This window comes from Mycolicibacterium baixiangningiae (genome assembly GCF_016313185.1).
Taxonomy (GTDB): Bacteria; Actinomycetota; Actinomycetes; order Mycobacteriales; family Mycobacteriaceae; genus Mycobacterium; species Mycobacterium baixiangningiae.
This window is the reverse complement of the sequence record NZ_CP066218.1, coordinates 2491281-2515785: the sequence shown is the minus strand read 5'-3', so window position 1 is coordinate 2515785 and position 24505 is coordinate 2491281. Positions and strand designations below refer to the sequence as shown.

The following is a 24505-nucleotide window of genomic DNA, read 5'->3' as shown; positions in this document are numbered from 1 at the left end:
CCGGATCAGTGCCGCATGAACGGCGGCACGTCGACGTCGTCATCCGCGATGCCGCCGTCCCCGCCGATCCGCACTGTGGCGCCGTTGGTGTGCACCGGCACGCTCGTGGGGTCCGATGGCTCGAACAGCGACGACGTCACGTGACCGGCCTTGCCCGGCGCGATCGGCGTGGCAGCCGCGGCGGTGTTCTGACCGGTCACCGGGTCACGTCCGGGACCTGCCGCGTCGAAGCCGGCCGCGATAACGGTGACCCGCACCTCGTCGCCGAGCGAGTCGTCGATGACGGTGCCGAAGATGATGTTGGCCTCGGGATGCGCGGCCTCCTGGACCAGCGAGGCAGCCTCGTTGATCTCGAACAGACCCAGGTCACTGCCGCCGGCTACCGAAAGCAGCACGCCCTGGGCGCCTTCCATCGACGCTTCCAGCAGCGGCGAGTTGATCGCGATCTCGGCGGCCTTGAGCGCCCGTCCGTCGCCGCGGGCCGAACCGATGCCCATCAACGCGGTGCCCGCGCCGCTCATCACGCCCTTGACGTCGGCGAAGTCGACGTTGATCAGGCCGGGGGTGGTGATCAGGTCGGTGATGCCCTGCACGCCGTTGAGCAGCACCTCGTCGGCGCTGCGGAACGCGTCCATCAGCGACACCGCGGCGTCGCCCATCTGCAGCAGCCGGTCGTTGGGGATGACGATCAGCGTGTCGCAACTCTCGCGCAGCGAGGCGATGCCGTCCGCGGCCTGGTTGCTCCTGCGCTTACCTTCGAACGAGAATGGCCTGGTCACGACGCCGACCGTCAACGCGCCGAGCTTGCGGGCGATGGTCGCCACCACGGGCGCGCCGCCGGTGCCGGTGCCGCCGCCCTCACCGGCGGTGACGAACACCATGTCGGCGCCGCGCAGCAGCTCCTCGATGTCGTCCTTGGCGTCCTCGGCGGCCTTGCGCCCCACCTCGGGGTCAGCACCGGCGCCCAGCCCGCGGGTCGAGTCACGGCCGACGTCGAGCTTGACGTCGGCATCGCTCATCAACAACGCCTGAGCGTCGGTGTTGATCGCGATGAACTCCACACCCTTGAGGCCCTGTTCGATCATCCGGTTGACGGCGTTGACGCCGCCGCCACCGATGCCGACCACCTTGATGACGGCGAGATAGTTGTGCGGCGGGGTCATCGCTCGACCTTCTTCGCGCAAGCGCTCATGGCGGTCGCCTTTCTGCCTGGTTTCGAGTACTTGTGCAAAACCTTCCCGCAAACCCTCAACCTCAACCACAGGCTTAGAGTTATGTCAAGTAGTTCCGCGCAACCAGAACGGTAGGGCGACCGTGCGTGGGAACCATGCAGGCGCGCCGACGGTGCCGAGACGAATTTCCTACTTGACCGTGGGCAAATCCGGGCTGGACACGTCGTATGTGCGGCCCGGTTGCGTGAGCAGTGCGGCCAGCTTCAGCGCCTTCTCGTCGGTGCGGTCGGTGGTCCCCCACACCACCACCCGCCCGTCGAGCAGCGTCAGGGTGATCGATGCGACCGACGGCGCGGCGATGCGCCCCACCTGACCCGCCACGTCGGGCGGAAGCGCGAGCATCACCTGCAGGGCGGCCTCGGTCGCCGGGTCGCTCGGCCCCGGCGTCGCGGTCTCCAGATAGGGCAGGTTCGGCGGCGGCGGTGCGGTCGCGAAATCCACGCCGTCGCGGTCGAACAGATGCGGGCCGTCCGGATAGTCCTTGACCACCACCGGCACGCGCTCGACGACGGTGATCCGCAGCGACGACGGATACTCGCGCTGCACCCGCGCGCTGGCGACCCGCCGGATGGTCGCGACGCGTTCGGCGACGGTGTCGGTGTCGACCTGCAACAGCGGCGTGCCCGGAACCACCGCCGCGGCAGTGAGCACCTCTTCTTGGGGTATCGCCTCCAGACCGACGACCACGACGTTGCGCGCCGACATGATCGGCGTGAAGTACAGCAGCAGCCCGAGGCTGACCGCGAGCACCGACAGCAGGGCCGACCACACCAGCACCTTGAGCCCGCGAACCGCTCCGCGCGCAAGCGGTGTCACCTCCGGGACCGGACCGCTGATCACGCGCCGCTTGGCCTCGCGGCGGGCCTCTTCGATGGCGATCGCCCGATCCTTGACGGCGCGGCGCTGTTCGCGTTCCCGCCGCGCGCGCCGGCGGGGCCCCTCGTGATCGTCGTCCGCGGGGGGCGGTGCGGGCTGTGGCTCGGGTTCGTCGGTGGCCGGTGCGTCCGTCGGCGGCTCGGTGGGCTCCTCCGGCGGCTCGGGGTTCTCCGGAGGCAACGTCATCGCGGTCCGGCCCCCGGTGCGCTGCGGTTCGCCCGCGCCTGCAGTGCCGCGAGGATCTCCGGGCCCAACATCGTCACGTCACCCGCGCCCATCGTGACGACGACGTCGCCGGGCCGTACCGATCCCGCCACCCGGTCGGCCACCGCGGAGAAATCGGGCAGATAGGTGACCGGCGCGGCGACGTGCTCGACGATGCTGGCCCCGCTCACCCCGGCGATCGGCTGCTCGCGGGCGCCGTAGACGTCGAGCACGAACACCAGGTCGGCCGCGCTCAGGGCGGTCCCGAATTCACGCGCGAACGTCTCGGTGCGCGAGTACAGATGCGGCTGGAACACCACGACGGCCCGGCCGCCCGATTCCTTCGCCAGCGCGCTCGTCGCGGTCAACGCGGCCGTGACCTTGGTCGGGTGATGGGCATAGTCGTCGAAAACCCGTACTCCGGCCGCGACACCCACCAACTCGAATCGGCGGCGCACGCCCTCGAATCCGGCCAGCGCGTCGAGCACGTCATCCGGCGCCGCGCCGACCTGGATCGCCGCCAACAACGCCGCCAGCGCGTTGAGCGCCATGTGCCGGCCGGGCACCGCAAGTCGCATGGTGCGCGGCCTGCTCTCCCCCGCCAACTGCACCGTGGCCGCCGCACTGGTGCCCCGCTGCTGCCAGTCCAGTAGTGCGCCCGCGAGATCGGGGCGATCCCCGCTGCCGTAACGAAGTACCCGGATTCCCAGTGCGGCAGTGCGTTCGGCTAAGGCAGCAGCCCCAGGATCGTCGACGCACACCACCAGGGCACCACCCGGTTGCAGGCGCTCCATGAACGCGTCGAACACGTTCACATAGGCCTGCGCACTGCCGAAGAAGTCGAGGTGGTCGGCCTCGATGTTGGTCACGACTGCGACGTCGGGGGTGTACTGCACCAGTGATCCGTCACTCTCGTCGGCCTCGGCGACGAAGTAGGCGCCGCTGCCGTGATGCGCATTGGTGCCGGGCTCGCCGAGATCACCGCCGACGGCGAACGACGGATCGAATCCGCTGTGCTGCAACGCCACTATGAGCATCGATGTCGTCGTCGTCTTACCCGCCGTCCCGGTCACCATCAGCGTGGTGTGCCCGGCCATCAGCTTCGCCAGCACCACCGGCCGCAGGATGACCGGGATCGCGCGCCTGCGTGCCTCCACCAGTTCGGGATTGGTCTTCGGGATCGCCGCGTGCGTGGTCACCACCGCCGTCGGCCCGCCCGGCAGCAGGTCGAGCGACGATTCGTCGTGCCCGATGCGGATGGCCGCCCCACGTGCCCGCAGCGCCACCACGGCGCGGGACTCCTTGGCGTCCGAGCCCGACACCAGCGCACCGCGGTCGAGCAGGATGCGGGCGATACCCGACATGCCCGCGCCGCCGATGCCGACCATGTGGACGCGGCGCAGTTCTTCGGGCAGCGGCGGGGTGCTCACCGCACCCGCTTCCGCGCGCCGGCCGCCTCGTCCAGAGCGACGTGTGCGACGTGCCTGGCCGCGTCCCGGTGACCGGACAGCGCCGCACCCGCGGTCATCGTCTGCAGCCGGCCGGCGTCGGTGAGCAGCGGGATCACCGTCTCGGCGACGAACCGCGGCGACAGGTCGGCATCGTCGACGACCAGACCGCCACCGGTGTCGAGCACGGGCTGGGCATTGAGCCGCTGTTCACCGTTGCCGATCGGCAGCGGGACATAGACCGCGGGCAACCCGACCGCCGTCACCTCGGCCACCGTCATCGCCCCCGACCGGCACACCGCCAGGTCGGCAGCCGAGTAGGCCAGGTCCATCCGGGTCAGATACGGCACCGCGACGTACGGCGGATCACCCGGCGCCGGCTCCGGCAGCTCGAGGGTGTTCTTCGCCCCGTATGCGTGCAGCACTGAAATACCTGCCGCGGCAAGTGCTTTCGCCGCGTCGGCGACCGCGTTGTTCAGCGAGCGGGCGCCCTGCGAGCCGCCGAAGACCAGCAGGACGCGGGCGTCGTCGGCGAAGCCGAAGTGCGCGCGGGCCTCGGCGCGCAACGCGCCTCGATCCAGTTCGGTGATGGTCGACCGCACGGGTGTCCCGACCACCTCCACCGGACCCAGGCCGGGATCGGCCACGGCGGAGAGCACCCGGCGCGCGAACCGGGCGCCGACCTTGTTGGCGAGGCCGGCGCTGGCATTGGCCTCGTGGACGACGATGGGGACCTTGTTGCGCCGGGCCGCGAGGTAGGCGGGCAACGCCACGTACCCGCCGAATCCGATGACGACGTCGGCGTGGACGGCGTCCAGCACGGCGCGGGTCTCGTGCACCGCCCGGCGGACCCGTAGCGGTAGCCGCAGCAGATCGCCGGAGAGCTTGCGGGGCAGCGGGACGGGCGTGATCAGTTCGAGGTCATAGCCGCGCTCGGGAACGAGCCGCGTCTCCAGGCCCCGTTCGGTGCCGAGTGCGGTGATCCGGACCCCGGGTTCCAGCATGGCCAGCGCGTCCGCGACGGCCATCGCCGGTTCGACGTGCCCCGCGGTTCCGCCGCCGGCGAGGACGACCGAGATGGTGCCGTTCACCCGTAACGCTGACCTTCCCTGGGGCGAGCCCGTCGGCCCTGCTGGCCCCGTCGTCCCTGTCGATCCTGACCGGTCCGGCTCGATGCCGACCGCTGACCGCCTACATGATGCCTTGAGCCCTGCGCCCGGCGATCAGCCGCGGGGGGGTTGCGCCTCGGCGCGGGGCCCGGTTTGGCCGGCTTCCCGGGCTTGGGCTGCTGTGCCGGCTTCCCCGGACGCGAGCGCAGCCTGTCGCGCACCGCCTCGAGCCGGGTCGGGACATACGGTTCGGGCGGCGGGAGCCGCAGCAACCGGTTCACCCGGTCGTCGCGGCCTGCCCTCAGCGCGGCCACCGCCTCCGGTTCGTGGCGCGCGGCGTTGGTGATCAACCCCATCATCAGCAGCGTCGTCGCGGTCGATGTCCCACCCGCCGAGATGAGCGGCAGCTGCAGGCCGGTCACGGGCAACAGGCCGACCACGTAGCCGACGTTGATGAACACCTGGCCCAGCACCCACGTGGTGGCGGTGGCGGTGAGCAGCCGCAGGAACGGATCGGCCGACCGGCGCGCGATGCGCATACCGGTGTAGGCGAACAGCCCGAAGAGGCCGAGCAGTCCGGCGGCGCCCACGAAACCGAGCTCCTCGCCGATGATCGCGAAGATGAAGTCGTTGTGCGCGTTGGGCAGGTAGTTCCATTTCGCGGTGCCCTGGCCCAGACCGTCGCCGAACACGCCGCCGTTGGCCAGTGCGAACTTCGCCTGTCTGGCTTGATATCCCGAACCCTGGGCGTCGGCGCTGGGATCGAGCCACGACTGGACGCGCGCGGAGCGGTAGCCCTCGGCCATGGCGAGGATGGCCGCGGACACCATCACCGCGAGCAGCGAGCTGAGGAACACACGCAGCGGAAGACCGGCGTACCACAGCAGCGCCAGCAGGATGATGCCCAGCGAGACCGTCTGCCCGAGGTCGGGCTGGGCGACGATCAGCGCGAGCGCGATGACGGCGGCGGGCACCAGCGGGATGAGCATCTCGCGCAGGGTGGCGCGCTCGAGTCGGCGGGCCGCCAGCAGGTGCGCACCCCAGATCGCGAAGGCGATCTTCGCCAGCTCGGAGGGTTGCATCGAGAAGCCGGCGACCACGAACCAGCCGCGCGAGCCGTTGGCGACCTTGCCGATGCCCGGGATGAGCACCAGGATCAGCAGCACGATCGTGAGCGCGAAACCGGGGAAGGCCAACCGGCGAATGGTGTTCACCGGTATCCGCAGCGCCACGTAGAACGCGAAGAGCCCCACCACCGTCCACAGCACCTGCTTGGCGAAGACCGACCAGGGCGAACCGTCGGAGTCGTAGGAGTACACCCCGGACGCCGAGAGCACCATGATCAGCCCGAGCGTGACGAGCAGCGCGGCGACGGCGATCACCAGATGGAACGACGTCATGGGCCGGCTCAGCCAGGCCGTGACGCGGGTGCGGGAGACCACGGGGGCCTTGACGGCTGTCTGTGCGGTCGGGGCGTCTTCCCCGTCGGCGCTGGGAGCGCTCTCGGTGCCCGCAGTGCCGGCGGCCCTGCCGCGCAACCGGGCCAGGATCGTCGCCATGGCGCTTACCTGAGGTCGGCGAGCACCGCGGCGGCGAAGGCGTCACCGCGCTCGGAGTAGCCGCTGAACTGGTCGAATGAGGCACCCGCGGGCGCCAGCAGAACAGTGTCACCGGGGCGGGCGAGCCGACGCGCGGCGTCGACCACCGTCCTCATCACCGCATCGGGTAGCGATCGGCCCGCTGTGTCGATCACACGAGTCACACGATTCCCAGCTGACTCAGTTGTCCCATGCACCCCAGAATCCTCCCCCGTCACAAGCTCGACGACGGGGACATCCGGTGCGTGTCGCGATAACGCCTCGGCGACCAGCGCGCGGTCGCGGCCGATCAGGACCGCACCGGCGAGCCGGTCGGCGACCTCGGCGACGAGCGCGTCGACCGACACACCCTTGAGCAGACCACCGGCGATCCACACCACCCGCGGGTACGCCGCGATCGAGGCGCGGGTGGCGTGCGGGTTGGTGGCCTTGGAATCGTCGACGAACGTCACACCGTCGACCACCGCCACCACTTCCGCCCGGTGCCGCCCGATCTCGAAGGACGCCAGGGCCGCCGCGACCGCCTCGGCGGGGACGTCGACCGCGCGGGCCAGCGCGGCCGCCGCCAGCGCGTTGAGCACGCCGACGGGGCCGGCGACGGGGATGTCGGCCGCACGCGTGAGGGGCAGGTCGGTGGCGAACGCGTTGTCGACCAGCCAGCCGTCCTGCACGCCCAGCTCGCCCGCGGCCGGCGGGCCCATCCGGAAACCCGCCCGCACCGGGGCGGCCGCCGTCGTCAGCAGTCCGGCCGCCATCGGATCGTCGAGGCCCACCACGGCCACCCGGCCATCGAGCACCCTGGCCTTGTCGCGGGCGTAGGCCGTCATCGACCCGTGCCAGTCCAGATGGTCTTCGGCCACGTTGAGCACGACCCCGGCGTCGGGTCGCAGCGACGGCGCCCAGTGCAGCTGGAAACTCGACAGCTCGACGGCCAGGAGTTCCGCGGGTTCGGCGAGCACGTCGAGAACCGGGTTGCCGATGTTGCCGCACAGCACCGCCCGGCGGCCCCCGCTGCGCAGCATCGCGTACAGCATCGACGTCGTCGTCGTCTTGCCGTTGGTGCCGGTGACCACGAGCCAGCGCCGGGGCGGCCCGAACCAGCCCGCCTGGTCGAGCCGCCACGCGAGCTCGACGTCACCCCAGATCGGCACCCCGGCCGCCGCGGCCGCGGCCAGCACCGGTGTGGTCGGCGCGAACCCCGGGCTCGTCACCACCAGCGCGTAGTCCGCGATGGCGGCGACCGCCTCGGCGGTCGTCACCACCGATGCCGGGGTCACCAGCCGCTGCAGCGCCAGTGGATCGTCGTCACAGATCGTCAGCCGCACACCGGTGGGTTCCAGCACCGCGCTGACCGACCGTCCGGTGAGCCCGGCGCCGGTGATCAGGATCCGGGCGCCCGGGGTCAGCGGTTCGACGGCGGTGCGGGCCACGTCAGGCCCCGACGACGGTGAGCCACTCGCCGTAGAACAGCGCCACGCCCAGTCCGCAGGCGATCGCGGTGAGCAGCCAGAACCGGATGATCACGGTCGTCTCGGCCCAGCCAACGAGTTCGAAGTGGTGGTGGAACGGCGCCATCCGGAACACCCGCCGGCCGGTGGTGCGGAACGCCAGGATCTGCACGACCACCGATGTCACCTCGGCGACGAACAGCGCGCCGAGCACCACGGCGAGGATCTCGGTGCGGCTGGTCACCGACAGCCCGGCGATGATGCCGCCCAGCGCCAGCGATCCGGTGTCGCCCATGAAGATCTTCGCCGGCGCGGCGTTCCACCACAGGAATCCGATGCAGGCGCCCGCGGTGGCCGCGGCGACCAGCGCGAGATCGAGCGGATCGCGCACGTTGTAGCAGCCCAGCCCCGGACTGGTCGCGCAGGCGTTGCGGTACTGCCAGAACGTGATCAGCACGTATGCCGCCGAGACCATCGCCATCGCGCCCGCCGCCAGGCCGTCGAGTCCATCGGTGATGTTCACCGCATTGGACCAGGCACTGACGAGCACGACGCAGAACAGCACGAAGACCAGCGGAGCCAGCGTCACCGTCGCGATCTCGCGGACGTAGGACAGTTCGGGGCTGCCGGGTGTGAGCCCGTCGGCGTTGCGGAACTGCAGCGCAAGCACGCCGAAAAGGAGGGCGGCCGCGAGGATGCCGACGGACTTGGCGGTCTTGTTCAGGCCCAGGTTGCGGGCGCGGCGGATCTTGATCAGATCGTCGGTGAAGCCCACGACGCCCAGCGCGGTGGCCAGGCCGAGGACCAGCAGGCCCGAGGCCGACGGCCCCTCCCCGCCCAGCGCCATGCCGACCAGGTGGGTGCCGAGGTAGCTCGCCCAGATGCCCGCGAGGATCGCCACGCCGCCCATCGACGGCGTGCCGCGTTTCTTGTGGTGGCTGGGCGGACCGTCCTCGCGGATCTCGTGGCCGAAGCCCTGCCGGGTGAACAGCCGGATGAGCACCGGCGTCAGCAGGATCGACACCGCCAGCGCGAGACCGACGGCGATGAGGATCTGTCTCATCGGGTGGCGGTCCCGTCGCGCTCGGAGTCGGCGGCCAGCGCGTCGGCCAGCGGGGCGAGGCCCGCCGACTTCGACGCCTTCACCAGCACCACATCCCCGGGCCGCAGTTCCTCGCTCAACAGGCTCAGCGCAGCGTCGGCGTCATCGACCCGGGTGGCCTCCGCCCCCCACGATCCCTCCATGACCGCCCCCTGATGCATGGCGCTCGCTGACCTCCCGGTTCCGACGACGATGAGTCGTGACACATCTAAGCGCACCGCGAGCCGCCCGATGTGGTCGTGCTCGGATATCGAGTCCTCGCCCAGTTCGGCCATTTCCCCCAGCACCGCCCAGCTGCGTCGCCGTGCATCACCGGACCGGGCCATCCACGCCAGCGCCTTGAGGCCCGCGCGCATCGAGTCCGGGTTGGCGTTGTAGGCGTCGTTGACCACGGTGACCCCGTCGGCGCGGGTCGACACCTGCATGCGGTGCCGCGACACCGGGCCCGCGCCCGCGAGTGCCGCGGCGACCTGGTCGAGGGTGGCCCCGCACTCGACGGCGACGGCCGCCGCGCACAGCGCGTTGGACACCTGGTGGTCGCCGTGCACGGCCAGCGCCACCGGCACCGTGCCGTCGCCCGCGTGCAGGGTGAAGCGCGGCCGGGCCAGCTCGTCGAGCGTCACCGCATCCGCCCACAGGTCGGCGCCGGGGTCGCGTGACACCCGAACCACCCGGGCCGCGGTCTTGGCGGCCATCGCGGCGACCGCGCTGTCGTCGGCGTTGAGGATCACCACGCCGGAGGCCGGAACAGCTTGCGGCAGTTCGGATTTGGTCTCGGCGATGGCTTCGCGTGAGCCGAACTCGCCGAGGTGCGCGGTGCCCACGTTGAGCACCACCGCGATCGACGGCGGCGCGATCGCAGCCAGCGCGGCGATGTTGCCCGGATGCCGCGCCGACATCTCGAGGACGAGGAAGTCGGTCGAGCGGTCGGCGCGCAGCACCGTCCACGGGTGGCCGAGTTCGTTGTTGAAGGAACCGGGCGGGGCCACCACGTTCCCCAGCGGGGCCAGCACGGCGGCCACCAGATCCTTGGTCGAGGTCTTCCCCGACGATCCGGTGATCCCGACGATCCGCAACCCGCCCTCGACCAGTTCGGCCGCGACCGCGTCAGCCAGCCTGGCCAGCGCAGCCAGCACGGCGGCACCGGCGCCGTCGGTGTCGTGTTCGAGAACCCCCGAGCCCTCGGGTCCCGCCGCAGGCGGTGCGATCACGGCAGGCACCCCGACGGGTCGGGCGGCCAGCACCGCCGCGGCTCCCGCGGCGACGGCGGCGGCCGCGAAGTCGTGGCCGTCGGAGCGGGCGCCCGGCAGCGCCAGGAAAAGCCCTCCGGCGGTGACGGCGCGCGAATCGAACTCCACGGTGCCGGTGATCCGGGTGGCGGCGGCGTCCTCGGGGGTGATGTCGGCGAGCCGACCGCCGACGATCTCGGCCACCCGGGCCAGGGTCAGTTCGATCACCCGCGCTTCTCCAGTATTTCGGCGAGTTCGACGCGGTCGTCGAACGGGCGGGTCACCCCACCCGCGGTCTGACCGGCCTCGTGGCCCTTGCCTGCGACCAGCACCACGTCGCCGGGACGCGCCCAGCTCACCGCGTGGCCGATCGCCCCGCGCCGGTCACCTATCTCGACGATGTCCGCGCCACCACCGACGGCACGGGCGCCGGCCACGATCGCCGACCGGATCGCGGCCGGATCCTCGTCGCGCGGGTTGTCGTCGGTGACGACGACCAGGTCGGCCAGTTCCGCGGCGGCCCGGCCCATCGGTTCGCGTTTACCCGCGTCGCGGTTGCCGCCCGCGCCGAACACCACGGCCAGCCGGCCGGCCGGGTTCTGCTGCCGCAGCGTGTCGAGCACTGCACGCAGCGCGCCCGGTTTGTGCGCGTAATCCACCAGCGCCAGGAAGCCCTGACCGCGGTCGACCGCCTCCAGCCGGCCGGGCACCGTTGCCGTGCGCAGCCCCGGCGCGGCCTGTTCGGGCGACACGTCGACGGCGTCGAGCAGCGCGGTCGCCAACAGGCAGTTGGCGACGTTGTAGTGCCCGGGTAACCCGATGCGCAGTCCGTGGTGCACTCCGGCCGGGTCGACGGCGACGAACTCCTGCACACCGGGCTCGACCGCGCGGATGTCCTCGGCGCGCCAGTCCGCCGGTCTGCCGGTCGTGCTGACCGTCACGGCGTGGTGGGCGCGGGTGGCCATCGCCCGGCCGGCATCGTCGTCGACGCACACCACCGACAGCTCGGCGTGCGCGGTGGACTGCGGATCGAACAGCCGCGCCTTGGCTTCGAAGTAGTCCTCCATCGTCGGATGGAAGTCGAGATGGTCGCGTGAGAGGTTGGTGAAACCGCCTGCCGCGAAGTGCACGCCGTCGACCCGGCCGAGGGTCAGCGCGTGGCTGGAGACCTCCATCACCACGGTGTCGGCGCCCTGTTCGACCATCACGGCGAGCAGCGCCTGCAGGTCCGGCGCCTCCGGGGTGGTGAGCGCGCTGGGCTCGTCGTGGCCGTCGATCCGGATCCCGACGGTGCCGATCAGGCCCGCTACCCGGTCGGCGGCCCGCAGCCCCGCCTCGACGAGGTAGGTGGTGGTGGTCTTGCCGGAGGTACCGGTCACGCCGATGACGCGCAGCTGACGCGACGGGTGGCCGTAGACGGTGGACGCGAGTTCGCCGAGCACCGCACGCGGCGCGGGGTGGACAAGCACCGGTACCGCCGCGGCCGCCCCGAGCGTGCCCGCCCCCGCGGCGTCGGTGAGCACGGCCACGGCCCCGCCGGCCACCGCATCGGCGACGAAGCGGGCGCCGTGCGACGACGTCCCGGGCAGCGCGGCGAACAGATCGCCGGGCAGCGCTTCCTGACCGCGCAGCGTCACCCCGGTGACCCGGATGTCGGGTACCGGAAATCCGGTCACGGGAACCGCCTGGACCTGCTCGGCGAGGGCACCGAGGGGGTGTCCGGGGGGATGGCTGGGGCGCAGCTTCATGGCCATGACACAGTACCGAGCCCCTGTCGGCCCGCCTCCTCGGTCAGGTCGCCTGCAGCGTCAGCGGCTGAGTCGGCGGCGAGAGCGGCACGTTCTCCCGCTGCAGCAGCCACGAGGCGATGTTGTGGAACAGCGGGGCGGCCGAGGAGCCCGGCGAACCGTCGGCGGCGCGGTGCGGGGCATCCATCATGATCCCGATCACGTAGCGCGGGTCGTCGACGGTCGCCATACCCGCGAAGGTGATCCAGTAGACGTCGCTGTAGTAGCACCCACAGGCCGGGTTGATCTGCTGGGCGGTGCCGGTTTTGCCGGCGATCTGGTAGCCCTCGACGGCGGCCGCCGGTCCGGTGCCCTGCTGCTCCCCCATCGGGTCGCGCTGGACGACCGACCGGAACATGTTGCGGACCGTGCGCGCCGTCTCCGGCGACACCACCCGCACACCCTCGGGCCGCGGCTCCTCGGTGCGCGTGCCGTCCGGCGCGACGGTGGCCTCGAGAATGCGCGGCGGGACGCGCACCCCGTCGTTGGCCATCGCCTGGTACATGCCGGCCATCTGCAGCAGGGTCATCGAAAGGCCCTGTCCGATCGGCAGGTTGGAGAACGAGCTGCCCGACCACTGATGAATCGGCGGCACCAGCCCGGCGCTCTCACCGGGCAGGCCCACCCCGGTGCGCTGGCCGAGGCCGAACTTCTTGAGCATGTCGGCATACCGCTCCGGCCCGACCCGCTGGGCGAGCATCAGGGTGCCGACGTTCGACGACTTCCCGAACACTCCGGTGGTCGTGTAGGGCATCACACCGTGGTTCCAGGCGTCGCCCACCGTGACGCCGCCCATGTTGATGGACCCGGGGACCTGCAGCACCTCGTCGGGGTTGGTCAGGCCGTATTCGATCGCCGCGGCGGCGGTGATGATCTTGTTGACCGAGCCCGGCTCGAACGGCGAGGACACCGGCAGATTGCCGATCTGGCGGTTGTCCTGGCGTCCGATGTCCTGGCTGGGGTCGAAGGTGCTGTCGTTCGACATCGCCAGCACCTCAGCGGATTTCGCGTCGAGCACGACCGCCGAGACGTTCTTGGCGCCTGAGGCGTCCTTGGCCATCTGCACCTGCTGCTGGACGTAGAACTGGATGTCGTCGTCGATGGTCAGCTGCACCGTCGACCCGTTGACCGCGTCGTGGCGGTTGCGGTAGCTCCCGGGGATGACCACGCCGTCGGATCCACGGTCGTAGGTGACCGAACCGTCGGTGCCCGCGAGCACCGCGTCGAGCGAATCCTCCAGACCGAGCAGGCCGTGGCCGTCCCAGTCGATACCGCCGATGACGTTGGCGGCCAGCGCACCGCCCGGGTACTGCCGGATGTCCTGGCGTTCGAACCCCACCTCGGGGAACTTGTCGATGATCGCATCGGAGATCACCGGGTCGACCGCGCGCGCGAGATAGACGAACGTCTCGTTGCTGTTGAGTTTGCGCAGAACGGTCTTCGCGTCGGGTTTGTTGTTCAGTCGCGACGCGACCTCGTCGGCGATCTCGGCGAGGCGGCGCTTCGGCTCGGGAGCCTCCTCCGACTTCGCCCGCGCTTCCTCGAGTTGCTTGCGGACCCTGACCGGCTGGAACGTCAGCGCCCGCGCCTCGATGGTGAACGCCAGCTTGTCCTCGTTGCGGTCGACGATGCTGCCGCGCACCGCCTTCTGCACGTCGGTCACCTTGAGCTGTCCGGCAGCCTCGGCGCGCAACCCCTCCGCGCGCGGCACCTGCAGGTTGAACAGCTGAGCGCCGGCGACGAGCAGCAGGACGAACATCACCGCATTGCCGGCCCGGTGCCGGAACACGAATGACGAACTGCTCAAACCGGATTCACCGGTCACCGCCTTGCGGGTGCGGCGCGCCTTGGCCGAGCGCCCCTGCGGGGGGTTCGCCTTGGCGGCGCGGGTGCGCCGCGGCGCACCGCCCTGCTGATCGCGGCGGGGGCTCATGCGGGCGGTCCCGCCTGCACGGGCGCCTGCGGTGCGGCGAGGTGATCGGGGGCGAGCGGAACCGGGGGCGCAGCGGCGGGGTCGACGGGAGCGACGGCCGCGGCGAGGGGGTCGACCGGAGCGACGGGGGCGGGCGCCACGGCGACCGGCCCCGGTGCCGGCGGCTGCGCGCCGGGCGCGAGGTGCGGCACCTCACCGAGCGGGACGGCGGTCGGCGAAAGGGGAACCTCGGGGCGGCTGGTGACCCGGACGGGGACCTCGCGCGGATCGATGACGCGGGGCGCCGCAGCGGCGGGCGACGGTGGCGGCGGAGGCGCCGCCGTCGCATCCGGTATCGGGGTGTTCAGCGGGGGCGGGGGCACGCCTTCAGCCGGTTTCGGCGTACCGACCACCACCCAGTTGCCCGCCGGATCCTGTACCAGGTGAGCGGTGTCGCGGGACGGGATCATGCCGAGGTTGCGGGCCGCTTCGGCGAGTGCCGGTGCGGCCTGGGCCTCCAGGACGTCTCGCTCGAGGGCCTCTTTCTGTTGGGCCAGAGCCTGATTGGTCTGACGGGCCGCACCGAGCTGGTAGGAGCGTTCGGCCGCACCGGTCGACAGCCACAGCGTGATGGCGAGCCCGAAGCCGAGCGAGCCGATGACCAGCACCACGAACGGCACCCGGGCGATCAGCGCCCTCGGGCTCAGTTCTACCGACGCCAGCCTGACCAGCAGCCGTTCCCGTAGCGGAGGGCGAACGACCTTCGGCGCCTTGGCTTTCCGGGCCTTTGCGCGGGCCTTGGCCTGGCTGGCGTTCTTCGGCCGAGCCGGCAGCTCCGCGGGCCGCGGGATCGGGGCGGTCTGGGGCGCCGACCGCGAGTCGCGGGTCGGCCTGCCGGTCGGAGTTCTGGGAGAGCGGGGCGCCGCCTCGACGCCGCGGCGTGCCGCCTTGCGGACGGGTTGGCGGGGTGCCCGCCGTCGCTCGTCACCGCGCACCGGTGCAGATCGCTTGGCCTTCATGGCGCGTCCCTCCTGGCCGTGTCCAGCCTGCTGGCAACCTTCTCCAGCGCGCGCAACCGGACCGGTGCACTACGTGGATTGCGTTCGATCTCCTCCGGGGTGGCCCGTTCCGCGCCGCGGGTGAGTGCGACGAACTCGGGCTCGTGGCCGGGTAGTTCAACGGGCAGACCGGGCGGGGTGCGCGACGCGGTGGCCGCGGCGAACTCCGTCTTGACGATGCGGTCCTCCAGTGACTGGTAGGCCATCACGACGATCCGGCCGCCGGTGTCGAGCGCTCCCAGGGCGGCGGGGATCGCGGCCCGCAGCGAGTCGAGTTCACCGTTGACCGCGATGCGCAGCGCCTGGAAGGTCCGCTTGCCCGGATGCCCGCCGGTGCGGCGGGCGGGCGCGGGGATCGCGTCGTAGAGCAGTTCGACCAGTTGTCCGGTGGTGGTCAGCGGCCGGGCGCGCACGATGTACTTGGCGATACGCCCGGCGAACCGCTCCTCGCCGTATTCGCGAAGAATGCGGGCGATCTCCCTCTCGGGAAAGGTGTTGACGACCTCGGCGGCGGTGAGCGGTGCGTCGGAGTCCATCCGCATGTCGAGCGGGGCGTCGATGCTGTAGGAGAACCCGCGCTCGGCGCGGTCGAGTTGCATCGAGGACACACCGAGGTCGAAGAGGAATCCGCTGACGTCACCTGCCCACGCACCCGACCGGGCCAAGGCGTCGTCGATGCCGTCGTAGCGGGTGCGGACCAGCAGCACGCGGTCACCGAACGGCGCGAGCCGCTCCCCGGCGATCTGCAGCGCCTGGGGGTCGCGGTCCAACCCGATGAGGCGCAGCCCGGGCAGCGCGGTCAGGAATCGGTGAGCGTGTCCGCCGGCACCGAGAGTGGCGTCGACCAGGACCGCTCCGCGGCCGTCGGAGTCGTGGCGCGCCAGCGCGGGGGTGAGCAGGTCGACGCAACGATCCAGCAGGACCGGAATGTGCTCCATCGCCACCCCCGGGCTGTGTGCCCCTGCAGCGAGGTCCCTGTCCGAGGGTGCGGACCTGGCGTCGGGGAAGTACGCCAGGGCCGGTTCGGACAGAGGCCACGCTGCACGGGCCGGTTCAGATGATGTCGCGCAGAGTTTCATCAGTCGCCGCGGAGAAGTTCTCTTCGTGGGCCTGCTGGTACTCCTGCCACGCCGCGGCGTCCCAGATCTCGAGGTAGTCGACCGAGCCGATGACCACGCATTCCTTGGACAGGCTCGCGTAGCGACGGTGGTCGGCCGACAGCGTGATCCGTCCCTGGGCGTCGGGATGTTGCTCGTCGGTCGCGGCCGCCAGGTTCCGCAGGAAGGCGCGTGCTTCCGGATTGCTCCGCGATGCCTGCGAGGCCCGGCGGGCCAGTTTCTCGAATTCCGCACGCGGATAGACGGCGAGGCTGTGGTCCTGGCTCTTGGTGACCATCAACCCTCCTGCCAGCGCGTCGCGGAACTTGGCGGGCAGCGTGAGCCGCCCTTTGTCGTCGAGCTTCGGCGTGTAGGTGCCCAGAAACATCCTGGCCACCTCCCGCGCCACTCGGAGCCCCGGTCGCTCCGATGAACGCCACTTTACCCCACAATCCCCCACTTTGCGCCATTGCGTGCACCCAGATTGCCACGGTGCCCCACTCAGGGCGCATTCAGAGCCATCAGGGATACCCGAGATCAGCTCGTCGACCGCACCAGGACGCAGATAAGCCCAGCTCAGCGGTGGGACGAGGTAGGTGGGGCGTTGTGGGGGAACCGCCGTCGACCTGCGGCATGAAAAAAGGGGCAGCCCCGGGCGGGGCTACCCCTTTCAGCGTGTCAGCGGGTCACTCGTCGAAGCGTCGGCGGAACCGATCCTCCATGCGGCTGGTGAACGAACCACCCGAACCGCGAGTCCGCTTCTGCCGCGGGCCACTGGCCGGCGGCGCCGAGCGGTCCCGGCCACCCGCCACCCGCGGTCCGGTGATCGCGTAGACAACGCCGCCGAACATCACGATGAACCCGATCACCGAGAGGATCGGGAAGCTTCCGATCATGGTGGCCTTGAACGCGACACCGGAGACCAGCATCGCCAGCCCGACCACGAACAGGGCAACGCCCTGGAGGCGACGGCGGGCCGACGGCGCACGCAGAGTCCCACCGCGCACACTCGACGCGAATTTGGGATCCTCGGCATAGAGCGCGCTCTCGATCTGATCGAGCATGCGCTGCTCATGATCGGAGAGTGGCATTCGTCCCTCCTCGCCGCCTGCGGCCATTCGTTCAAACTCGTGTGTGCCCGCATTCACGGACCTCTAACAGTCATGATACGAGGTCGATCTGAGCGGTACCACCTACTTCGCCCCACGATTGTATGACCTCCGCCGCCCCCGCAAAGACAGTGCCCGTCCGCGGAGATAATGGGACCGACGACTTCTGTGCACACTCCCGCGCGACGGACCGAAGGGCAACGACATTGGCGCCTTATCTCATCGATCTGTCGCCGACCGATATGGAGCGCCGGCTCGGCGAGGCACTCGGTATCTATGTCGACGCCATGCGCTACCCGCGCGGCACCGAGGACCAACGCGCTTCGATGTGGATCGAGCACACCCGCCGGCACGGCTGGAAGGCGGTCGCGGCGGTCGACACGCCGACCGAACAGCCCGACACGCCGGCGGATCCGAGCGACGCGCCGCTGCTCGGCGTCGCCTACGGGTACTGCGGGTCTCCCGATCAGTGGTGGCAGCAGCAGGTGGTGGCGGGGCTCAAACAGGTGGGCGCCGGCCAGGAGCGCATCGACGAGCTGATGAACAGCTACTTCGAGCTGACCGAACTGCACATCGCCCCGCACGCCCAGGGCCGCGGTATCGGCGAAGCGCTCGCCCGCCGACTGCTGACCGGCCGGGCCGAGAGACACGTCCTGCTCTCGACGCCCGAGATCAACGGCGAGGGCAACCGGGCGTGGCGGCTCTACCGCCGCCTCGGGTTCGCCGACGTCATCCGCGGCTACCACTTCGCCGGGGATCCGCGCGCGTTCGCGATCCTGGGCCGCGCACTGCCGCTGTGAACCGGCATCTGGCACGATGACCCCGTGCAACCCCGCCGACAACGCACCCGCCTCGTGGCCTGGGTGTTGCTGCTGCTGATGCTGCCGATGGTGATCGGCTGTGTGCGGGTCCGGGCCTCGATCACGGTGTCCCCCGACGATCGGGTGTCGGGCCAGATCGTCGCCGCGGCCAAACCCCGCGGGCCCGACGACAAGGGTCCGCAGCTGCTGAACAACCTGCCCTTCGCCACCAAGGTCGCGGTCTCGGACTACAACCGCGACGACTATGTCGGCTCCCAGGCGGTGTTCTCCGACCTCACCTTCGCCGAACTGCCGCAGCTGGCCAACATGAACCGGGACTCCGCGGGCGTCGACATCTCGCTGCGCCGCGCCGGTGACCTGGTGATCCTCGAAGGCCGCGTCGACCTGACCTCGCTGAGCGACTCCGAGGCCGATGTCTCACTGTCGGTGGCATTTCCCGGCGAGGTGACCTCCACCAACGGCGACCAGGTCAGCGCCGAGGTCGTGGAGTGGAAGCTCAACCCCGGCGTGGTGTCCACCCTCAACGCCCAGGCGCGCTACACCGACCCCAGCGCCCGGTCGTTCACCACCGCGGCCATCTGGCTCACGGTCGCCACGCTCGTGGTGGCCGGTGTCATCGGCGGACTGGCGTGGACGAGCCGGGACCGCTCCCCCACGCTCGCCGATCCCCCGTCCACGACCGACACGTGAGCACGCCGCACGCACTACGGAACGAAAGGGGCACCCGCTGATCGTGGATGCCGCGGCTCCCTCAGCCGCCGAGTTGGCCGAAGCCGTCACCGAGCAGCTGCGGGAGTATCTGTCCGCCCGCCGCCGCGACGCCGCCTACATCGGCTCCGACTACGCGGAGCTGACCGCGGCGCTCGACGAGTTCGTGCTGCGGGGCGGTAAACGCCTTCGTCCGGCATTCGCCTACTGGGGCTGGCGCGCGGTGGCCGACCGGCCCGCCGACAGCGGCGCCCTGCTCCTGTTCGCCGCCCTGGAACTGCTGCACGCCTGCGCCCTCGTGCACGACGACGTCATCGACGCCTCGGCGACCCGCCGCGGGTTGCCGACCGTGCACCGGTTGTTCGCCGACCGCCACGCCGACCGGCGGTGGCACGGTTCCCCGGAGCAGTTCGGCCTGTCGGCGGCGATCCTGCTCGGCGACCTGTCGCTGGTGTGGGCGGACGACATCGTCGCCTCCGCCGACCTGCCCGTCGACGCCCACCGCCGGGTGCAGCGGGTGTGGGCCGACATCCGCACCGAGGTGCTCGGCGGGCAGTTCCTCGACATCGTCGCCGAAGCCAGCGGCGCGGTCTCGGTCGCCTCCGCGTTGACCGTCAACACCTACAAGACCGCCTCCTACACCGTGTCGCGGCCGCTGCAGCTGGGCGCCGCCGCGGCCGCGGACCGCCCGGACGTGCAGGAGATCTTCCACCAGCTGGGCACCGACATCGGGGTGGCCTTCCAGCTGCGCGACGACGTTCTCGGCGTCTTCGGTGACCCGGCCGTCACGGGTAAACCCTCCGGGGACGACCTGCGCTCCGGTAAGCGCACCGTGCTGCTGGCCGAAGCCGTCGAACTCGCCGACAAGACCGATCCGGACACCGCCGCGCTGCTGCGGTCGTCGATCGGCACGGATCTAAGCGAGTCGCAGGTGCGCGAATTGTGTTCGGCGATCGAGTCTGTCGGCGCACTCGCCGCGGTCGAAAAGCGCATCGAGGTGATGACCCGCCGCTCGCTGGAGCTGCTGGCCGCCGCACCGATCGAACCGCAGGCCAAGACCGGGCTGACCGAGCTCGCCAGATTGGCCGCCAACCGGTCCGCCTGAGCATGGTCACCCCCACCCCGACCGAGGCCCCGAAATCCGGTTTGGCCCAGCATGTCTCGCGCCTGCTCGCCTTCGCCTCATCGACCTCCGCCAAACCGGCGCTGCTGGGCTGCCTCGGCGCGGCGCTGATCACCGCCGGCGGCCTCGGCGCGGGCAGCACCCGCGTGCACGACCCGCTACTCGAGTCACTGCACTTGTCCTGGCTGCGGTTCGGCCACGGCGTGGTGCTGTCCTCGGTGCTGTTGTGGGGCGGTGTGGCGATCATGTTGCTGGCCTGGTTGTGGCTGGGCCGCCGGGTGGTCGACGGGACCGCCGACGAATACACGATGGTCGCCACCACCGGGTTCTGGCTGGCGCCGCTGCTGCTCAGCGTCCCGGTGTTCAGCCGCGACACCTATTCGTATCTGGCGCAGGGCGCGCTGCTGCGCGACGGGCTGGACCCCTACGTCGTCGGCCCGATCGCGAACCCCAACCCGTTGCTCGACGACGTCAGCCCGATCTGGACCACGACCACGGCTCCGTATGGTCCGGCATTCATCATGGTCGCGAAGTTCGTCACCATGGTGGTCGGCGAGGACGTCGTGGCGGGCACGATGCTGCTGCGGCTGTGCATGCTGCCCGGCCTGATCCTGCTCATCTGGGCGGCGCCGCGGGTGGCCCGGCACGTCGGCGCCAGCGGTGCGGCCGCACTGTGGATCTGCGTGCTCAACCCGCTGGTGATCATCCACCTGATGGGCGGCGTCCACAACGAGATGCTGATGGTCGGGCTGATGATGGCGGGCCTGGCGCTGATGCTGAACAACCGTCCGGCGACCGGCGTCGCGGTCATCGTCGTCGCCGTGGCGGTGAAAGCGACCGCCGGTCTGGCGCTGCCGTTCACGGTGTGGATCTGGATGCGCCAGCTGCGCGACGGCCGCGGCTACCGTCCCCTTCCGGCGTTCGCGGCAGCGACCGCCGCAGCGGTCCTGATCTCCGTCGCCGTGTTCGCGGTGCTGTCGTGGGTCGCCGGCGTCGGGTTGGGCTGGCTGTCCGCGCTCGCGGCCGGGAACGTGAAGATCATCAACTGGCTCACGGTGCCGACGGCCGTGGCCAACCTCACCAACGCGATCGGCGGGCTGTTCCTGCCGGTGAACTTCTACGCCGTCATCGACGTCACCCGCATCATCGGCCTCACGATCATCGCGGTGTCACTTCCGCTGCTGTGGTGGCGCTTCCGCCATGACGACCGCGAGGCACTGATCGGTATCGCCGCGGTGATGGGCGTGGTCGTGCTGTTCGTGCCCGCGGCGCTGCCGTGGTACTACACCTGGCCGCTCGCGGTGGTCTCGGTGCTGGCGCGGTCGCGGCGGTCGATCGCGCTGATCGCGGGGTTCTCCACGTGGATCATGGTGATCTTCAAACCCGACGGAGCGCACGGCATGTACTCGTGGGTGCACGTGTTGCTCGCCACGGGGTGCGCTGTGGTGGCCTGGTATTCGCTGGCGAAGTATTCGCTGGCGACGACCGATCAGACCGATCAGACGGTCAATACGCCACTACCGCCGAGCGGTCAGTAAGCCATAGCCTGGGCCCGGCGGACCACCTCACGCGCCTGATGGCTGTGCAGCGCGTCGACCGGCCTGGCGTTCTCCTGCCGTTCGGTGGCCCCGTCTCGGCTGATCGTCAGCGACGGATCCGGGGTGAACAGCCAGCGCACGATCTCGCTGTCGCGGTAGCCGCCGTCGCGCATCACCACCAGCAGGCCGGGCAACGGTTTGAGCACGTTCCCCTTGTCGTCGAAGAATATCGTGGGCACTACGAATTTCCCGTCGCGCCGCACGGCCATCAACTGGCCCTGACGCAACAGGTGGTGGACCCGCGTGACGGCCATGCCGAGCATGTCGGCAACCGTCGGCAGGTCGTAGACGGGCTCATCGGGATCAAGGACGTCTTCGGCGGCCGGAATACTGCTCACCGCACTGAGTCTAGGGGCTCCGGCGCGACTCGTAACATGTCTTCGGTGGAGGCCTACCCGCAGTCGGACCCGCTCGTCGGCGCCGTACTCGACGGCCGCTACCGCGTCGACGCCCGGATCGCCACCGGCGGCATGTCCACGGTGTACCGCGGCCTCGACGTACGACTGGACCGGCCGGTCGCGCTGAAGGTCATGGACCCGCGCTACTCGGGTGACGAGCAGTTCCTCACCCGGTTCCAGCGCGAGGCCCGGGCGGTGGCGCGCCTGAAGGATTCCGGCCTCGTCGCCGTCTACGACCAGGGCATCGACGGCCAGTTTCCTTTCCTGGTCATGGAACTCGTCGAGGGCGGCACTCTGCGCGAGCTGTTGCGCGAACGCGGCCCGATGCCACCTCATGCCGCGGCCGCCGTGTTGGCGCCCGTGCTGTCGGGGCTGGCCGCCGCGCACAAGGCCGGGCTGGTGCACCGCGACGTCAAACCGGAGAACGTGCTGATCTCCGATGACGGTGAGGTCAAGATCGCCGACTTCGGACTGGTGCGCGCGGTCGCCGAGGCGAAGATCACCTCGACGAGCGTGATTCTCGGCACGGCGGCGTACCTGTCCCCCGAACAGGTCGGCACCGGCAACGCCGGCCCGCGCAGCGACGTGTACTCCGTCGGCGTGATGGCCTTCGAACTGCTCACCGGCGTCACCCCGTTCACCGGGGACAGCGCGCTGGCGGTGGCGTATCAGCGAATGGACAACGACGTCCCGCCGCCGGGGTCGGTGATCGCCGGTGTGCCAGCGCAATTCGACGACCTCGTGCTGCGCGCCACCGCCCGCGACCCGGCGAGCCGCTACGCAGACGCCCAGGACATGGCCGCAGACCTCGAGGAGATCGCCGAGGAACTGCGGCTTCCGCCGTTCCGGGTGCCCGCACCGCGCAACTCCGCCCAGCACGCCTCGGCGGCGCTGTATCACAGCCAGTTGCCCGATCATCACGCCACGACGGATGCCACCGTTCACCCGCCCGCACCGGCACCACATCAGCACACCCGGGCGTTCACCCGCGACTCCAGCGAAATCGCCTATCCCGCAAGGCAATTCGCCGGGGTCGACATCGACGAGTTCTACTGGGCGCGCCAGCGCGCCAAACGGGCGCTGCTGTTCTGGGTCATCGCCGTCGTCACGCTGGCCGGGTTGCTCGCCGCCGGCGCGTGGACGCTGGGCAGCAACCTCAACAACCTGATCTGAACCGACTCCCCGGGTCGCTGCGCTCCTGCCCGCCGCAACCCAGACTCCCCGGGTCGCTGCGCTCCTGCCCGCCGCAACTAGTCGCGCAGCATCTCCGCGACGAGGAACGCCAGCTCGAGGCTCTGCTGAGTGTTCATCCGCGGATCACAGGCCGTCTCGTAGCGGCCGGCGAGGTCGCTGTCGGAGATGTCCTGCGCACCGCCGAGGCATTCGGTGACGTTCTCACCGGTGATCTCGACGTGGATACCGCCCGGGTGGGTGCCCAGGGCGCGGTGCACCTCGAAGAAGCCCTGCACCTCGTCGACGATGCGGTCGAAATGGCGGGTCTTGTAACCGGTCGAGGACTCGTGGGTGTTGCCGTGCATCGGATCGCACTGCCAGATCACCTGATGGCCGCTGGCCTGCACCTTCTCGATGATCGGCGGCAGCAGGTCGCGCACCTTGCTGTTCCCCATCCGGGTCACCAGCGTCAGACGGCCCGGCTGGTTGTGCGGATCGAGCCGTTCGACGTACTCGACGGCGAGTTCGGGTGTGGTGGTCGGCCCGAGCTTGATGCCGATCGGGTTGGCGATGGTCTCCACGAACGCGATGTGTGCCCCGTCGAGCTGACGGGTGCGCTCGCCGATCCACACGTAGTGGGCCGACAGGTCGTAGAGCTGCGGCTCCGGCCGGTGGAGAGGGAACTCGTCGGACAGCCGCAGCATGGCCCGCTCGTAGTCGAGGACCAGCGCTTCGTGGCTGGCGAAGATCTCGGCGGTCTGCAGGTTGCGGTCGTTGACGCCGCACGCGCTCATGAAGCTCAGGCCGCGGTCGATCTCCCCGGCGAGCGCCTCGTAGCGGGCGCCGGCCGGCGAGGTGCGGACGAATTCGCGGTTCCAGTCGTGCACACCCTGCAGCGACGCCATCCCCGACGAGGTGAGCGCCCGCACCAGGTTCATCGCGGCGCTGGCGTTCGCGTAGGCACGCACCAGGCGCGACGGGTCGTGCTGGCGTGCCGCGGCGTCGGGGGCGAACCCGTTGATCATGTCGCCGCGGTAGGACTTCAGGCCCAGAGCGTCGATGTCCGACGAACGCGGTTTGGCGTACTGCCCGGCGATGCGGGCCACCTTGACCACCGGCATGCTGGCGCCGTAGGTGAGCACGACGGCCATCTGGAGCAGCGTGCGGATGTTGGCCCGGATGTGCGGTTCGGTGTTGTCGACGAATGTTTCGGCGCAGTCGCCGCCCTGCAGCAGGAACGCCTCGCCGCGAGCGACGTCGGCGAGCAGACCCTTGAGCTTCTCGATCTCCGACGGCACGGTGACCGGCGGAACGCTCTCGAGCACCGTGCGCATCGCCTTGGCGGCGTCGGCGTCCCAACTCGGCTGCTGTACCGCCGGCTTGGCCAGTGCCGAGTCCAGTCGCTGACGCAGCTCATCCGGCAGGGGCGGCAGATCAGGGAGCTGGTCGATGGGGATGTCGACGGTCCAGTTCAC

General features: G+C 70.5%; 21 protein-coding genes. 5 read left to right on the top strand and 16 right to left on the bottom strand.

All coding sequences use genetic code 11. The features are described from left to right. Positions 1 to 5: 5 nt before the first annotated feature. The 14 genes from ftsZ to I7X18_RS11700 form a co-directional block, all read right to left on the bottom strand. Positions 6 to 1163 carry a cell division protein FtsZ gene (gene ftsZ, locus I7X18_RS11765; protein ID WP_193047379.1) on the bottom strand — a complete coding sequence of 386 codons (1158 nt, stop codon included), beginning with the start codon at positions 1161 to 1163 and terminating at the stop codon, positions 6 to 8. Between the two features lie 198 nt (positions 1164 to 1361). Beyond that, positions 1362 to 2294 (bottom strand): cell division protein FtsQ/DivIB, encoded by a 933-nt coding sequence (locus tag I7X18_RS11760; protein ID WP_193047378.1) that lies wholly within the window; start codon positions 2292 to 2294, stop codon positions 1362 to 1364. After that, positions 2291 to 3742: a UDP-N-acetylmuramate--L-alanine ligase gene (gene murC / locus I7X18_RS11755; RefSeq protein ID WP_193047377.1), complete on the bottom strand. Its 1452-nt coding sequence runs from the start codon at positions 3740 to 3742 to the stop codon at positions 2291 to 2293. Before murC ends, I7X18_RS11760 begins: the two co-directional genes overlap by 4 nt. Continuing rightward, complete coding sequence (gene murG / locus I7X18_RS11750) at positions 3739 to 4851, bottom strand: undecaprenyldiphospho-muramoylpentapeptide beta-N-acetylglucosaminyltransferase (protein WP_193047376.1); 1113 nt, start codon at positions 4849 to 4851, stop codon at positions 3739 to 3741. The genes murC and murG overlap by 4 nt, the downstream gene beginning before the upstream one ends. Further along, the gene (gene ftsW / locus I7X18_RS11745; RefSeq protein WP_193047375.1) at positions 4848 to 6428 is read right to left on the bottom strand and encodes a putative lipid II flippase FtsW; all 1581 of its coding nucleotides are present in this window, start codon (positions 6426 to 6428) and stop codon (positions 4848 to 4850) included. Before ftsW ends, murG begins: the two co-directional genes overlap by 4 nt. 5 nt (positions 6429 to 6433) lie before the next feature. After that, complete coding sequence (murD, locus tag I7X18_RS11740; protein WP_193047374.1) at positions 6434 to 7897, bottom strand: UDP-N-acetylmuramoyl-L-alanine--D-glutamate ligase; 1464 nt, start codon at positions 7895 to 7897, stop codon at positions 6434 to 6436. A gap of 1 nt (position 7898) precedes the next feature. Next, a complete protein-coding gene (gene mraY, locus I7X18_RS11735) occupies positions 7899 to 8978 on the bottom strand; it encodes a phospho-N-acetylmuramoyl-pentapeptide-transferase (RefSeq protein ID WP_193047373.1) in 1080 nt (359 codons plus the stop codon). Next, positions 8975 to 10474, bottom strand: a complete 1500-nt coding sequence (locus I7X18_RS11730) for a UDP-N-acetylmuramoyl-tripeptide--D-alanyl-D-alanine ligase (RefSeq protein ID WP_193047372.1) — start codon at positions 10472 to 10474, stop codon at positions 8975 to 8977. The genes mraY and I7X18_RS11730 overlap by 4 nt, the downstream gene beginning before the upstream one ends. Then, positions 10471 to 11994 carry a UDP-N-acetylmuramoyl-L-alanyl-D-glutamate--2,6-diaminopimelate ligase gene (locus tag I7X18_RS11725; RefSeq protein ID WP_193047371.1) on the bottom strand — a complete coding sequence of 508 codons (1524 nt, stop codon included), beginning with the start codon at positions 11992 to 11994 and terminating at the stop codon, positions 10471 to 10473. The genes I7X18_RS11730 and I7X18_RS11725 overlap by 4 nt, the downstream gene beginning before the upstream one ends. A gap of 43 nt (positions 11995 to 12037) precedes the next feature. Continuing rightward, on the bottom strand, positions 12038 to 13966 hold the full coding sequence (locus I7X18_RS11720) for a peptidoglycan D,D-transpeptidase FtsI family protein (protein ID WP_193047370.1): 1929 nt from the start codon (positions 13964 to 13966) through the stop codon (positions 12038 to 12040). After that, positions 13963 to 14964 carry a cell division protein FtsL gene (locus I7X18_RS11715; protein WP_193047369.1) on the bottom strand — a complete coding sequence of 334 codons (1002 nt, stop codon included), beginning with the start codon at positions 14962 to 14964 and terminating at the stop codon, positions 13963 to 13965. The genes I7X18_RS11720 and I7X18_RS11715 overlap by 4 nt, the downstream gene beginning before the upstream one ends. Further along, complete coding sequence (gene rsmH, locus I7X18_RS11710) at positions 14961 to 16082, bottom strand: 16S rRNA (cytosine(1402)-N(4))-methyltransferase RsmH (protein ID WP_404822837.1); 1122 nt, start codon at positions 16080 to 16082, stop codon at positions 14961 to 14963. Before rsmH ends, I7X18_RS11715 begins: the two co-directional genes overlap by 4 nt. Continuing rightward, positions 16057 to 16488, bottom strand: coding sequence for a division/cell wall cluster transcriptional repressor MraZ (mraZ, locus tag I7X18_RS11705; RefSeq protein WP_011560648.1), 432 nt, complete (start codon positions 16486 to 16488; stop codon positions 16057 to 16059). Before mraZ ends, rsmH begins: the two co-directional genes overlap by 26 nt. 298 nt (positions 16489 to 16786) lie before the next feature. After that, the gene (locus I7X18_RS11700) at positions 16787 to 17191 is read right to left on the bottom strand and encodes an SCO2097 family morphological protein (RefSeq protein WP_193047367.1); all 405 of its coding nucleotides are present in this window, start codon (positions 17189 to 17191) and stop codon (positions 16787 to 16789) included. 224 nt (positions 17192 to 17415) lie between these two features. Here I7X18_RS11700 and I7X18_RS11695 point away from each other — a divergent pair, with 224 nt between their 5' ends. From I7X18_RS11695 to I7X18_RS11680, 4 genes are all read left to right on the top strand, one after another. Continuing rightward, a complete protein-coding gene (locus I7X18_RS11695) occupies positions 17416 to 18009 on the top strand; it encodes a GNAT family N-acetyltransferase (RefSeq protein ID WP_193047366.1) in 594 nt (197 codons plus the stop codon). Positions 18010 to 18087: 78 nt separating this feature from the next. After that, complete coding sequence (locus tag I7X18_RS11690) at positions 18088 to 18720, top strand: LppM family (lipo)protein (RefSeq protein ID WP_193047600.1); 633 nt, start codon at positions 18088 to 18090, stop codon at positions 18718 to 18720. A 43-nt stretch (positions 18721 to 18763) separates the two neighbouring features. Beyond that, entirely contained in the window at positions 18764 to 19843 is a 1080-nt protein-coding gene (idsA2, locus tag I7X18_RS11685; RefSeq protein ID WP_193047365.1) for a bifunctional (2E,6E)-farnesyl/geranyl diphosphate synthase, read from the top strand. 2 nt (positions 19844 to 19845) lie between these two features. Next, positions 19846 to 21399 carry an alpha-(1->6)-mannopyranosyltransferase A gene (locus tag I7X18_RS11680; protein WP_226864062.1) on the top strand — a complete coding sequence of 518 codons (1554 nt, stop codon included), beginning with the start codon at positions 19846 to 19848 and terminating at the stop codon, positions 21397 to 21399. Here I7X18_RS11680 and I7X18_RS11675 read toward each other — a convergent pair. Beyond that, positions 21393 to 21797: an Rv2175c family DNA-binding protein gene (locus I7X18_RS11675; RefSeq protein WP_193047364.1), complete on the bottom strand. Its 405-nt coding sequence runs from the start codon at positions 21795 to 21797 to the stop codon at positions 21393 to 21395. The genes I7X18_RS11680 and I7X18_RS11675 overlap by 7 nt on opposite strands. Before the next feature lie 36 nt (positions 21798 to 21833). Between I7X18_RS11675 and I7X18_RS11670 the strand changes: the two genes are divergently transcribed. Beyond that, positions 21834 to 23030, top strand: a complete 1197-nt coding sequence (locus tag I7X18_RS11670) for a protein kinase domain-containing protein (RefSeq protein ID WP_193047363.1) — start codon at positions 21834 to 21836, stop codon at positions 23028 to 23030. Positions 23031 to 23107: 77 nt separating this feature from the next. Here the strand turns inward: I7X18_RS11670 and I7X18_RS11665 are convergent, their stop codons facing one another. After that, positions 23108 to 24505, bottom strand: coding sequence for a class II 3-deoxy-7-phosphoheptulonate synthase (locus tag I7X18_RS11665; RefSeq protein ID WP_193047362.1), 1398 nt, complete (start codon positions 24503 to 24505; stop codon positions 23108 to 23110).

What these genes read in the sequence shown, in the direction of transcription:
- ftsZ (WP_193047379.1), bottom strand. Translation starts at nt 1,163, where the DNA reads ATGACCCCGCCGCACAACTATCTCGCCGTCATCAAGGTGGTCGGCATC.
- I7X18_RS11760 (WP_193047378.1), bottom strand. Translation starts at nt 2,294, where the DNA reads ATGACGTTGCCTCCGGAGAACCCCGAGCCGCCGGAGGAGCCCACCGAG.
- ftsW (WP_193047375.1), bottom strand. Translation starts at nt 6,428, where the DNA reads ATGGCGACGATCCTGGCCCGGTTGCGCGGCAGGGCCGCCGGCACTGCG.
- mraY (WP_193047373.1), bottom strand. Translation starts at nt 8,978, where the DNA reads ATGAGACAGATCCTCATCGCCGTCGGTCTCGCGCTGGCGGTGTCGATC.
- I7X18_RS11725 (WP_193047371.1), bottom strand. Translation starts at nt 11,994, where the DNA reads ATGAAGCTGCGCCCCAGCCATCCCCCCGGACACCCCCTCGGTGCCCTC.
- I7X18_RS11720 (WP_193047370.1), bottom strand. Translation starts at nt 13,966, where the DNA reads ATGAGCCCCCGCCGCGATCAGCAGGGCGGTGCGCCGCGGCGCACCCGC.
- I7X18_RS11715 (WP_193047369.1), bottom strand. Translation starts at nt 14,964, where the DNA reads ATGAAGGCCAAGCGATCTGCACCGGTGCGCGGTGACGAGCGACGGCGG.
- rsmH (WP_404822837.1), bottom strand. Translation starts at nt 16,082, where the DNA reads ATGAAACTCTGCGCGACATCATCTGAACCGGCCCGTGCAGCGTGGCCT.
- mraZ (WP_011560648.1), bottom strand. Translation starts at nt 16,488, where the DNA reads ATGTTTCTGGGCACCTACACGCCGAAGCTCGACGACAAAGGGCGGCTC.
- I7X18_RS11700 (WP_193047367.1), bottom strand. Translation starts at nt 17,191, where the DNA reads ATGCCACTCTCCGATCATGAGCAGCGCATGCTCGATCAGATCGAGAGC.
- I7X18_RS11690 (WP_193047600.1), top strand. Translation starts at nt 18,088, where the DNA reads ATGCTGCCGATGGTGATCGGCTGTGTGCGGGTCCGGGCCTCGATCACG.
- I7X18_RS11680 (WP_226864062.1), top strand. Translation starts at nt 19,846, where the DNA reads ATGGTCACCCCCACCCCGACCGAGGCCCCGAAATCCGGTTTGGCCCAG.
- I7X18_RS11670 (WP_193047363.1), top strand. Translation starts at nt 21,834, where the DNA reads ATGTCTTCGGTGGAGGCCTACCCGCAGTCGGACCCGCTCGTCGGCGCC.